This is a genomic window from Mycobacterium sp. 1081908.1, from assembly GCF_001673535.1.
In the GTDB taxonomy this organism is placed as follows: Bacteria; Actinomycetota; Actinomycetes; order Mycobacteriales; family Mycobacteriaceae; genus Mycobacterium.
In genome coordinates, this window is sequence record NZ_LZLY01000078.1 from 1 (window position 1) to 11,328 (window position 11,328).

Annotated in this window: 13 protein-coding genes; 8 read left to right on the top strand and 5 right to left on the bottom strand. The window is 68.4% G+C overall.

Translation table 11 applies throughout. From position 1 onward, the window contains the following. Positions 1-371: 371 nt before the first annotated feature. Positions 372-674: a co-chaperone GroES gene (gene groES / locus A5655_RS10990; RefSeq protein ID WP_007167930.1), complete on the top strand. Its 303-nt coding sequence runs from the start codon at positions 372-374 to the stop codon at positions 672-674. A gap of 81 nt (positions 675-755) precedes the next feature. Further along, complete coding sequence (gene groL, locus A5655_RS10995) at positions 756-2,375, top strand: chaperonin GroEL (RefSeq protein ID WP_067009561.1); 1,620 nt, start codon at positions 756-758, stop codon at positions 2,373-2,375. A gap of 65 nt (positions 2,376-2,440) precedes the next feature. On the opposite strand, the gene A5655_RS11000 is transcribed toward groL, so the two are convergent. Next, positions 2,441-3,433, bottom strand: coding sequence for an LLM class flavin-dependent oxidoreductase (locus A5655_RS11000; RefSeq protein ID WP_067009564.1), 993 nt, complete (start codon positions 3,431-3,433; stop codon positions 2,441-2,443). A gap of 779 nt (positions 3,434-4,212) precedes the next feature. Here A5655_RS11000 and A5655_RS11005 point away from each other — a divergent pair. Together A5655_RS11005 and A5655_RS11010 are read left to right on the top strand one after the other, a co-directional pair. After that, positions 4,213-4,947: a hypothetical protein gene (locus A5655_RS11005; protein WP_231999128.1), complete on the top strand. Its 735-nt coding sequence runs from the start codon at positions 4,213-4,215 to the stop codon at positions 4,945-4,947. Positions 4,948-5,004: 57 nt separating this feature from the next. Further along, positions 5,005-5,670 (top strand): nitroreductase, encoded by a 666-nt coding sequence (locus A5655_RS11010; RefSeq protein WP_067009598.1) that lies wholly within the window; start codon positions 5,005-5,007, stop codon positions 5,668-5,670. Positions 5,671-5,685: 15 nt separating this feature from the next. Here A5655_RS11010 and A5655_RS11015 read toward each other — a convergent pair whose 3' ends face one another. Then, the gene (locus A5655_RS11015; RefSeq protein ID WP_067009567.1) at positions 5,686-6,420 is read right to left on the bottom strand and encodes a superoxide dismutase family protein; all 735 of its coding nucleotides are present in this window, start codon (positions 6,418-6,420) and stop codon (positions 5,686-5,688) included. Between the two features lie 114 nt (positions 6,421-6,534). Between A5655_RS11015 and A5655_RS11020 the strand changes: the two genes are divergently transcribed. Continuing rightward, the gene (locus A5655_RS11020) at positions 6,535-6,804 is read left to right on the top strand and encodes a hypothetical protein (protein WP_156764817.1); all 270 of its coding nucleotides are present in this window, start codon (positions 6,535-6,537) and stop codon (positions 6,802-6,804) included. Between the two features lie 4 nt (positions 6,805-6,808). Here the strand turns inward: A5655_RS11020 and A5655_RS11025 are convergent, their stop codons facing one another. The 3 genes from A5655_RS11025 to A5655_RS11035 all read right to left on the bottom strand — a co-directional run bounded on the left by A5655_RS11025 (position 6,809) and on the right by A5655_RS11035 (position 8,645). Next, entirely contained in the window at positions 6,809-7,294 is a 486-nt protein-coding gene (locus A5655_RS11025) for a hemerythrin domain-containing protein (protein ID WP_067009573.1), read from the bottom strand. After that, complete coding sequence (locus tag A5655_RS11030) at positions 7,291-8,187, bottom strand: Rieske 2Fe-2S domain-containing protein (RefSeq protein ID WP_067009577.1); 897 nt, start codon at positions 8,185-8,187, stop codon at positions 7,291-7,293. Before A5655_RS11030 ends, A5655_RS11025 begins: the two co-directional genes overlap by 4 nt. Positions 8,188-8,336: 149 nt before the next feature. Further along, the gene (locus A5655_RS11035; RefSeq protein WP_067009583.1) at positions 8,337-8,645 is read right to left on the bottom strand and encodes a WhiB family transcriptional regulator; all 309 of its coding nucleotides are present in this window, start codon (positions 8,643-8,645) and stop codon (positions 8,337-8,339) included. A gap of 377 nt (positions 8,646-9,022) precedes the next feature. Between A5655_RS11035 and A5655_RS11040 the strand changes: the two genes are divergently transcribed. The 3 genes from A5655_RS11040 to A5655_RS11050 all read left to right on the top strand — a co-directional run bounded on the left by A5655_RS11040 (position 9,023) and on the right by A5655_RS11050 (position 11,255). Continuing rightward, positions 9,023-9,829, top strand: coding sequence for a hypothetical protein (locus A5655_RS11040; RefSeq protein ID WP_067009585.1), 807 nt, complete (start codon positions 9,023-9,025; stop codon positions 9,827-9,829). An 81-nt stretch (positions 9,830-9,910) separates the two neighbouring features. Further along, on the top strand, positions 9,911-10,486 hold the full coding sequence (locus tag A5655_RS11045) for a sigma-70 family RNA polymerase sigma factor (RefSeq protein WP_081665178.1): 576 nt from the start codon (positions 9,911-9,913) through the stop codon (positions 10,484-10,486). Continuing rightward, a complete protein-coding gene (locus A5655_RS11050; RefSeq protein ID WP_082978599.1) occupies positions 10,479-11,255 on the top strand; it encodes an anti-sigma-D factor RsdA in 777 nt (258 codons plus the stop codon). The genes A5655_RS11045 and A5655_RS11050 overlap by 8 nt, the downstream gene beginning before the upstream one ends. The last annotated feature ends 73 nt before the right edge of the window (positions 11,256-11,328 follow it).

Below are 11,328 nucleotides of genomic sequence, written 5' to 3' on the forward strand. Positions count from 1 at the left end.
ATCAGTTGACGCAGCATCCATCCGTTGCCCGAGCGCCGTCGTCGCGGGTGCCGGCACAGGGCTTGGCCGATTGCCACCTAGCACTCTATACATGCGAGTGCTAGCACTCAAGGCCGCCATGGTGCTTCTCGCCGACAGCGTAGGCGCGCGGGGGTCGACGAGATGGCCGTCAGGGTCGCGATCCGCGTGCCGACCACAGCCGTAGTGGCAATCGGCCAAGCCCTGTGCCGGCACCCGCGACGACGGCGCTCGGGCAACGGATGGATGCTGCGTCAACTGATAATCCGGCCGGGGCGAACGCCCCGGACCCGGATCTACACATGTCCGGGGCGAACGCTCCGGCCCGATCTAACTAGTGGAGGGCTCCAATCGTGGCGAAGGTGAACATCAAGCCACTCGAGGACAAGATTCTCGTGCAGGCCAACGAGGCCGAGACCACGACCGCGTCCGGTCTGGTCATTCCTGACACCGCCAAGGAGAAGCCGCAGGAAGGCACCGTCGTCGCAGTCGGCCCGGGCCGGTGGGACGAGGACGGCGAGAAGCGGATCCCGCTGGACGTCTCGGAAGGTGACACCGTCATCTACAGCAAGTACGGCGGCACCGAGATCAAGTACAACGGCGAGGAGTACCTGATCCTGTCCGCGCGCGACGTGCTGGCTGTCGTATCCAAGTAAGGACCGTGTTCCGCCCCGGCGATCCCCGTGCACACCGCGGGTGATTTCCGGGGCGGCATGCGTTCGGCGTGAAGGAGCCTGATGAGCAAAGTTATTGAGTACGACGAAACCGCGCGCCGCGCCATGGAGGCCGGCGTCAACAAGCTCGCCGACGCCGTCCGGGTGACGCTGGGGCCGCGCGGCCGGCATGTGGTGCTGGCCAAGGCGTTCGGCGGGCCCGCGGTGACCAACGACGGCGTCACCGTCGCGCGCGAGATCGACCTCGAGGACCCGTTCGAGAACCTGGGCGCCCAGCTGGTGAAGTCGGTGGCCACCAAGACCAACGACGTCGCCGGCGACGGCACCACCACCGCGACCGTGCTGGCGCAGGCGCTGGTCAAGGACGGGCTGCGGATGGTCGCCGCCGGCGCCAACCCGATCGCGCTGGGCGTCGGGATCGGCAAGGCCGGCGACGCGGTGTCCGAGGCGCTGCTGGCGGAGGCCACCCCGGTGTCCGGCAAGGAGGGCATCGCGCAGGTTGCGACCGTGTCGTCGCGCGACCCGCATATCGGCGAGCTGGTCGGCGAGGCGATGACCAAGGTCGGCGCCGACGGCGTCGTCAGCGTCGAGGAATCCTCGACCCTGAACACCGAGCTGGAGTTCACCGAGGGCGTCGGCTTCGACAAGGGCTTCCTGTCGGCGTATTTCGTCACCGACTTCGACTCGCAGGAGGCCGTGCTCGACGACCCGCTGATCCTGCTGCACCAGGACAAGATCAGCTCGTTGCCCGACCTGCTGCCGATGCTGGAAAAGGTCGCCGAATCGGGCAAGCCGCTGCTGATCGTCGCCGAGGACATCGAGGGCGAGGCCCTGGCGACGCTGGTCGTCAACTCGATCCGCAAGACGCTGAAGGCCGTCGCGGTCAAGGCGCCGTTCTTCGGTGACCGCCGCAAGGCGTTCCTCGAGGACCTCGCGGTGGTCACGGGCGGGCAGGTGATCAACCCCGACGCCGGGCTACTGCTGCGCGAGGTCGGCGCCGAGGTGCTGGGCTCGGCCCGCCGCGTGGTGGTCAGCAAGGACGACACGATCATCGTCGAGGGCGGCGGCTCCAAGGACGCGGTCGCCAACCGCGTCAAGCAGCTGCGCGCCGAGATCGAGAAGAGCGACTCCGACTGGGACCGCGAGAAGCTGCAGGAGCGGTTGGCCAAGCTGGCCGGCGGCGTGGCCGTGATCAAGGTCGGTGCCGCCACCGAGACGGCGCTCAAGGAGCGCAAGGAAAGCGTCGAGGACGCCGTCGCGGCCGCCAAGGCCGCCGTCGAGGAGGGCATCGTCGCGGGCGGCGGAACGGCGCTCATCCACGCCCGCAAGGCGCTGACGGAGCTGCGCGGGACGGTGAGCGGCGACGAGGCGCTCGGCGTCGACGTGTTCTCCGCGGCGCTGGCGGCCCCGCTGTACTGGATCGCCACCAACGCCGGGCTGGACGGCTCGGTCGCGGTCAACAAGGTCAGCGAGCTGCCCGTCGGGCAGGGCCTGAACGCCGAGACGCTCGAATACGGCGACCTGCTCGGCGCCGGCGTGATCGACCCGGTCAAGGTGACCCGGTCGGCCGTCGTCAACGCGGCGTCGGTGGCACGGATGGTGCTCACCACCGAGACCGCGGTGGTCGAGAAGCCCGCCGATGAGGACGACCACGGCCACGGCCACGGTCACCATCACCACTGAGTCAAACGGTTACGAAGCACCCCCGGTCAATCGGCCGGGGGTGTTTTGCTTGAGGTCTGCAAGCGTCACCCGTCCAGCCCGGCGGCGAGTGCGAATGCTTTGAGTTCCCGCTCGATGTCGGATCCGGCTGGCTGGTAGACGATTTCGGTCACTTCAAGCGCGGCGAGTCCCGCAATTTTCTCCGCTATTTGCTCAGCTGGGCCGGTCAACGACCTCGAGCTGGCCAGTGGCACCAGGCCCGCAACGTGCGGCTCATCACTCGGGTTGGCTTTCACCAAATGCCCCGCGTGGATCGCAAGATGGCGCTCATCCGCCGGGTACGCCTCGATCGCCTCGCGCCAGCTTTGCCCACCCGGCAGTGCGTCGACCGCGGCGCCGCCGCGTTCGTACATGGCGTGATACATCACCACAGCGCCCGGGCCCGCTGCGTCGATGGCGCGCGGCGATGTCAGGTCCTCTGCTTCGTCGAGCACCGTGCCGAAGCACAGCAGCGCCCGCCAGGCGGAAGTCTTCGCGGCGTCGGGCTGCGGTACGGCGGCGGAGAAGACACCGTCGCCGAGCTCGGCGGCAACGGCCAGCCCTTTCGGACCGTCGGCGCCAATCAGTATCGGCACACTGATCGGCCGCGGTTCGCCGAAGCCGGGCAGCTGCAGCATCCGGATCTTCGCCCCTTCCCACTCGGCGGTTTCGCCGGCGAGAAGTCTCCGCAAGCACCGTACATAGTCGGCGACCTGCCGCCACGGCATCGCCCGCTGGCCCAATGCCATTCGGCCGGTAAAACCTGAGCCGATCGCCACGGCGACCCGCCCAGGTGCCTGGCTCACCAGTTCAGCGATCGCGGCGGCGTTGACCATCGGATGCCGCAGGCTGGGAACGAGCACGCCCGGCCCGAGACCGATACGCGACGTGCGCTCGGCGCATCGGCTGAGAATCATCCAGACGTCGGAGAGGAGCGCGGGCGAGTCGTAGAGCCACGCACGCTTGTAGCCGAGCATTTCGGCTAACTGAACGTGGGCCGGGGTGTCCGACGAAGTTGCGAACGCACATGAGATGTCCATATTCGGACCATACGAGGCCGCAGTGAGCGGAGCTTGACGCAGTCCCGAGCCACGTTGCGGTGGTACATCTTGCACGACCGAGACGGCCGTCGTCGAGAAGCTGGCCGAGGCCGACGATGACCACGGCCACGGCCACGGTCATCACCACCACTAGGTCAAGCGGTGCGAAGCGCCCCCGGTCAATCGGCCGGGGGCGTTTTCGTTTTGGTGATCGCGTTTCTTTGCGGAGGTTGCTGTCTCGTCGACGAGGCCCAAATGAACAAGGATCTCGCAAGTGGTCTGCGGCGAACTAACGGCGCGGTCCCGCACCGAAGAAGCGAAAGGAACCGACCCTGAACACCGTTCACAGCCTGAAAGAGGTCGTCGCCGTCGCGCTGCTATCCGGCGCCGTCGCGGCGGCGGGTTTAGGTCTGGCCGCCGGTGTCGCCCAGGCGCAGCCCGGCTGCGCGACTCAAACCTGTTGGTGCCCCGGGCGGCCCCTACCCTCGTCTAATACGCCGATAACTTGGGACATGAGTGTCTGCCACGACTGGCACTATGCCTGGCACGACAATCCGGCCGCCGGCAACCAGGTCCTTGAAGGACCCCTTGACTGCGGTTACGGGCCCGGTTTCCTACCTCAGTGCAAGGGCTGACGGGCTTACACCCAAACCGCCGAGACCGGTGGTCGAGAAGCCGGCCGAGGCCGACGATGACCACGGCCACGGCCCCGGTCACCACCACTGAGCGCTCCGCGCCGATTGCTAGGCTGGGCGCACCATGACGTGGGGGGCACGAGCGTGAGCTATCCGCAGCAGTGGCCGCCGCAACCACCGCAGTACCCCCGGCACTGGGAGCCGCAGTACCTGCCGCCGCAGTACCCGCCACCGCCGCCCGCGCCGCGCAAGACCAACGTCGGGCTGATCGTAGTGCTGGCCGTCGCCGCGATCGTCGTCCTCGTGCCGGTGGCGTTGGTCGGGTTCTTCGTCATCCGCGACATCGCCCACGACGGTCTGGACGGTCGCCGCGGAATCAAGAAAGCCACCTCGCTCTCGGACTTCGATGCGGTGTGCGACGACGGGTCGATCAGTAACGCAGCCGCGTACGGGAAGCCGTACAAGATCGTGGCGTTCGCCCCGTACGACGAGCCGAACCCGATGCGCGAACTGACGTCGGCCAACTGGAGCGAAGTGACACTGGATCCCCGCGCCGATTACCGGGCCAATCCCGACGACATCCAGTCGACGAATGTTGTTGCCTGCCTCACCCGCAAACCCGGAACGGAACACAAGTCGCGCACCTGCAACTTGAAGACCGACACCGGCGAACACGTCGACGTCGACTTCTACGCCGTGCAGTACGACATCGAACTCCGCGAGGCGAGGACCGGCAAGCACATCGAACAACTGGGAACCGTGGACGGTGCGACGGGTTGCCCGTTCCTGGTGTGGTTCAACAAACGCGATCCGAAGGCGTACGCGGAACCGGATCCGGCGGCGGTCAACGCCAAGCTCGCTGAATACGCGCAAAGGTAACTGATTTAGCGGGCCGATATGGTCAGCGTCGAACCGACGACCGCTGGGGGAACGACCATGGACGTTTACGAGGCCGTGACAACCCGACGAGCCGTGCGCGGATTCACCGACGCGCCCGTGTCGAGGGACGTGCTGGAGCGCGTGCTATCCGCCGCGGCGTGGTCGCCGTCCGGGTCGAACCTCCAGTCGTGGAACTGCTACGTGGTGACCGGTGCGCCGCTGACCGAGCTGAAAAAGCGTGCCGGCGAACGCGTCGCCGCTCGCGACCCCTGGGACGAGCGGGAATACCAGATGTACCCGGACGACCTGAAGTCGCCCTACCGCGAACGTCGATCCGCCTTCGGCCATGAGCGCTACAGCGCGCTTGGCATCGAGCGCGAGGACTGGGAGGCCCGTCAGAGGGCCGCTTCCGCGAACTGGGAGTGTTTCGGCGCGCCCGCCGCGCTGTTCTGCTACATCGACCGTGACCTCGGCCGGCCCCAATGGGCCGACGTCGGAATGTATCTGCAGACGGTCATGCTGTTGCTGCGCGCCGAAGGGTTGCACAGTTGCCCGCAGATGGCCTGGTCGGTCTATCGCAAGACCGTCGCGGAGATCCTGTCGCCACCGGACGGGCTAATCCTGTTCTGCGGCATGTCAATCGGGTACGAGGACCCCGCGGTCGGCTATGCACGCACGGGCCGGGCGCCGCTCGACGAGACGGTCACGTTCGTCCACGGTTAGTGCCGGCGCCGCGAGTCAGCGGGGAGGAATGGTGGGCGGGGTCGTCGTCGTCACGGTGTAGCTGGGCGTCAAGGTGACGGTCGGGGTGCTGGTGACCGTGACGGTGCTGGTGCTCGTGCTGGTGGACGGCGGGGGCACGGCGGTCGTGATGGTGGTGACGGTGGTGGTCTCGGTGGTCGACGACGTCGGCGTCGCGGCCGCCGCAGTGATCACGCCGCAAGCCAACCGCTTGCCGGACTCACCGGCGGACGAACCGCCGAGGTTGCTGGCGTCCTGGTGGATGACCAGCGCGGTGCCCGAGCTGTTTCTCAGGTCCGCGGCCGTGAACGAGTTCGTGGTGGTGACGAGTTTCGCCGAGCCGTCGGAGCGCACCTGCAGCGCGGTCAGGTCGCCGCTGGCGGGATAGCCGGTGTGGCCCGGCGCCTGGTAGACGCTTCCGGCGGAGCTGAAGTCCGCCCCGTCGCATTTGCCCACCGCGTGGATTTGCAGCCCGTGGAAGCCCTGGGTCAGGACCTGGTTGGGGCCGGCCTCCACGGTCACCGTGGCATAGCCGCTCGTGAAATCGATGGTGGCGTTGGCGACCTGCGTTCCGTCGGAGCTCTTCAACTGGGTGGTCATCCGCTCCGCGCCGGCCTGAGCGCTCGAGGACGGTGACGTGCTGGACGGGTTACCGCCCTGGTTCGCGCAGGCGCCCAATGGCGCGATGGTCGCGGTGAGCGCCGCGACCGCAAAGGCCATTTCCCTTTTCATGGGCTGGGCCTACCCCGATGAGCCAATATCAAACGCCGCACAAAGATATGAGAGGTATATGAGCCCGGCCGCGGCCGATACTCCTTGCGCCCGCCATGTGCGAGCGTGGGTTGCGTGGTCTCCGAACCGCATTTGGCGGAAGCGCTCAGGCAGGCGTCGAGCTACCTCTGGATAGCCGACGTGGCCCGCAAGCGGAATCTGCCCATGATCCAGTCTCTTTACAGCTTCGCCGCCCGGCAGATGGTCGCGTACACCGAGGACGGCGACGACTGGCACCTCCGTGCCGCTGCCGCCGCCGCACACGACGCCACGGCCATGCACGATCTGCTCACCGGGCGGGTGCCACACAATTCGGGTGCGCTGGGCGCGCCGACGAACCTCTGACGGGCTATCCGCCCAGCGCGCTGAGCACGGCCTTGCGCCCGCGGACGCGGAGCTTGTGGAAGCTCGATTGACGCAACTCGGCGATGCGCTCGACCATGCGGTTTCCCAGCGCCTCGAGCAAGTCGGTGCTCAAATCGATTGGGGCCGGGCATAAGTCGCGCTCTTCCTCGGTGGCGTGCGCGTCCAGCACGGTGACGAACGAGCGCCACTCGTCCTCGTATTCCGGCGCGGCCGGGGGCGTGCGCAGCAGCACCGCGAGCTGATCCCAGACCTGGCGGTGTTCCGCGTGCGCGATCGCGACGAGCTCGGTCGCCGCCGACACCGCCGGATAGAACAGGTCGTCCTCGATGCGCATGTGGATGTCGAGCTCGATCAGCAGTTCGTCGAGCGCGTCTTGCCGTTCGTCGGTGTTCGGCGGTATCGCGGTGATCTTCTCGCAGAGCCCGCGCAGCACCTTGTGGTGCTCGAAAAGCACATCGTAGGCGTTCATTTCGCCGTCCCCCGCACCTCGACGAGCCCGTCGCGGATGCGCGCCGGGTAGCTCGGCAGCGCCGCCGTCGCCGGTCCGCGCAGCACCTCGCCGGATTCGCAGGCGAACTTCGAGCCGTGCCACGGGCACACGATGCGGTCGCGGTCGATCCAGCCGTCGCCCATCGGCGCGCCCAGGTGCGGGCAGCGTTCCCCGACGGCCAGCACCTGGCCGTCGTTGCGGTACAGCACCACGCCGACGCCGTCCACCTCGACGCGCTGCGGCTGGCCGTCCAGGGCGGCCGCCGGCAGCACCGGCGTCCAGCGCTCTCCGTCCAGCCGGTCGCCGGAGCGATCGACGCCGGTCGCCTCCCCGAACACCAGTGCCCCGCCCAGGTAGCCACTGCCCAGGGTGAGGCCGTAACCCAAAGCGCTGCTTGCCATTCCGCGAAGGTGACGGCCGCGGCGGCGGTCCCACCACGACGCCGCGTACAGGCCCGTCGCGACCGCGTTCAGCACGCCGTGCACCAGGCCGATCCGGCGCGATTGCTCGTGGGTGTGCTGCCAGTCCGTCACGCCGGTGGCGGCCGCGCCGACGCTCCCGACGATGCCAACCCCCAATGCGAACCGCGACGCGTCGCGGTATTGCGGGGCGCGACCCGGGAGCAGGCTGGCCGCGTCCATCGCGACCGTCGTGGTCAGCGCCCCGGTCGGCACCGACGTGAGCGCCGGATGCAGCGGATGGCCGAGCCAGGTGCCGTGCAGAGCGTTGCTGACCCGGTCTCGATGCCGGCCCATGGCCGCGAAGAGGAACGTCAGCCCGTGCTCCAGGCGGTAGCTCGGCCGGTCCAACCACCGCTGGTGGCCGAGCGTCGTTCGGATGCGATCGAGAAAATTGTTTGACCGTTCAGCCACGGCGGTCCTCCTGTGGCGTGAGCGAACCGACGGGGCGCAGCGAGTCTCGACGCCGCGTCGATCGGACCGCGGCCAGCCTGCGGCGCGCAGTCCACCCCTAGTACACGGAACGCGGCGCCGAATTGTTCACCCGGCAAATACGGGGCCGATCAGGCCGAGCGGCGGATCCCGCGGTTGCGGCCGATGTCGCCCTTCAGCAGCATGTCGCGCTCGGACTCCGACAGGCCACCCCAAACGCCGTACGGCTCACCGACTTCCAGCGCGTGGGAACGGCACTCCTGGATCACCGGGCACCGCCGGCACATCTCCTTGGCGCGCTGCTCGCGCTGCATGCGGGCGCGGCCACGCTCGCCGTCCGGGTGAAAGAACATCGACGAGTCAACGCCGCGGCACAGGCCCTGCAGTTGCCAGTTCCAGATGTCGGCGTTGGGGCCAGGTAGCTGTTCCGGCTGTGGCATTGGATCGTTCCCTCTCTGCACTGCACGCCCAAAAGTTCAGGTTCGCGTAGCGTTCCGACAAGCGTCCGACAAGCGATTGTGCAACCGATTTTCGAGTGGGGTCTCCGATGACTACCCGTCGAAGTAGAACTTAGGGGCGATGGCGAATTTCCGTCAATAGCCACTTAGCTCGCCAAAATATGTAAGCGTTGTAGCAGAATTAACTCGCCGTTCATCTGCCACGCTTTTGTCGACCAAGGACCGTGCTACCAGGCACTTGACCGGACGGAGATTTCCCAGCTCAGGGCTTGACGAAGTGGGGGGAGCAATTAGTACGCGACGCATGGCGATTAACAGTTCGGTAACACGGACAGCACGAAGTGTTTACTACTATCACCGTGATTGAAACTGGTCACACTCCGGTGATTAACAGCACACTGGCCGCCGCCGCCTTCGGGGAGCAACCCGGAACCTGGCCGCTGCCGGCCGCGGGCACGCCGCAGCAACTGTGGTGGCGGGCCGTCGCGGCGGGCGGGCAGGGCCGCTACGGCAGCGCCTACCGCGACTTGGCGGTGCTGCGGCGCAGCGTGCCGCACGGCCGGTTGGTGTCGCTGGCCCACAGCACGCAGGGCTCGTTCCTGCGCCAGCTCGGCTGGCACGCGCTGGCGCGGGGCTGGGACGGGCGCGCGCTCGCGCTGGCCGGCGCGGATCCGGAGGCGCGCGCCGACGCGCTGATCGGTCTGGCCGCCGACGCGCTGGGCGTCGGCCGGTTCGCCGCCGCGGCGACGCTGCTGGACCGCGTGGACGACCGGCCGGTGCCGGACCGGCTCCCGGTGCGCCGCGGGTGGGTGGCCGCCGAGCTGGCGATGGCCTCCGGCGACGGCGAGTCCGCGGTGCGCCACGCCGAGGAGGCCGCGCGCCTGGCCGAGGCGATGGTCGTCTCGTCGGTGCGGCACCGGGTCAAGAGCGACGTGGTGCTGGCCGCCGCCCTGTGCAGCGCCGGCCGCGTCGAGCGCGCCCGGGCGGTCGCCGAGGCGGCGCTGGACGCGACCGCCCGATCGCACCTGATCCCGCTCCGGTGGGCGCTCGCTTGCTTGCTGATCGACATCGAAAGCGTCACGTTTTCGACACAAAAGCTGCGTGAAATTCGGGATATCTGCGCAGGCCAGGTGCGGCGCGCCGGGGGCGCGTGGCGTTCCGCTTGAAACGGCCTTCCGCCCGTTATTGTCATTGCGTTAGTTAGCCCGCGATGTGTCCCGTTCGTAACGTTGGAGCAACCGCCGTCGATGACAATTCAAGGGGAACGTCTCGACGCTGTGGTTGCGGAGGCCGTGGCGGGGGACCGGAACGCCCTACGGGAGGTGCTGGAGACCATCCGTCCGATCGTCGTCCGATATTGCCGGGCGCGAGTCGGCACGGTCGCACGGGGTGGTCTGACAGCCGACGACGTGGCTCAGGAGGTGTGCTTGGCGACCATCACGGCGCTGCCGCGCTATCGCGAGCGGGGACGCCCGTTCCTGGCCTTCCTGTACGGCATCGCGGCCCACAAGGTCGCCGACGCGCACCGGGCCGCCGGTCGCGACCTCGCCTACCCCGCCGAGACCATCCCCGAACGCTGGTCGACCGACGCGGGCCCCGAGCAACGGGCGATCGAGGCCGACTCGGTCAGCCGGATGAACGAACTGCTCGAGATCCTGCCGTCCAAGCAGCGCGAGATCCTGATCCTGCGGGTGGTCGTCGGCCTGTCCGCCGAGGAGACCGCGGCCGCCGTCGGCAGCACGACGGGCGCGGTCCGCGTGGCCCAGCACCGGGCGCTGTCCCGGCTCAAGTCCGAAATCGTCGCGGCGGGTGACTATGCCTGATTCCCTGGACGAATTCGCCGGCACCGACTTGCTTCTCGACGCGCTCGCCGAGCGCCGGCCCGTCGACCTGGACGATCCCAACGACGACGCGCTGGCCGTCCTGCTGGCCGATTGGCGCGACGACCTGCGGTGGCCGCCGGCCAGCGCGCTGGTTTCGCCGGAGGAGGCCGTCGGGGCGCTGCACACCGGGCTGGCCGAGCGGCGGCGCGCCCGCCGCGGCCTGGCCACGATCGGATCGGTCGCCGCGACGCTGTTGGTGCTGAGCGGATTCGGCGCCATGGTGGTCGAGGCCCGCCCCGGCGACACGCTGTACGGCCTGCACGCGATGTTCTTCGACCAGCCGAGGGTCAAGGACAGCCAGATCGAGCTGTCGGCCAAGGCGGAACTGGCCAAGGTTCAGCAAATGATCGACCAGGGCCAGTGGAGCCAGGCGCAGAATCAGCTGGCCGAGGTCAGCACCACGGTGCAGGCCATGAACGACGGCGCCAGCCGCAACGACCTGCTGGACGAGGTGAACCTGCTCAACACCCGGGTCGAATCGCGCAACCCGAACGCGACGCTGCCGCCGGCGGCGCCGAAGCCGAAGGCGCCGGCCGCCTCGTCGACTTCGCCGCTCGCGCCCAGCCCGAGCACCACTTCGCCGACCGCGGCCAGCACGACCGCACCGAGCCCGTCAGCAAGCCCCACGACGAGCCCATCGTCCGGGCGGCATCGGCATCACGGGCACTCGTCCACGCCGCCCTCGGCGGCGCCGGGCGACGCTCCCTAGACGGTATGTGGGGCTGGGGCCTCGCTCACATGTGAACGTGGGTTGCCGTCAGGAAGTTGGTCCTGGCCGGTAG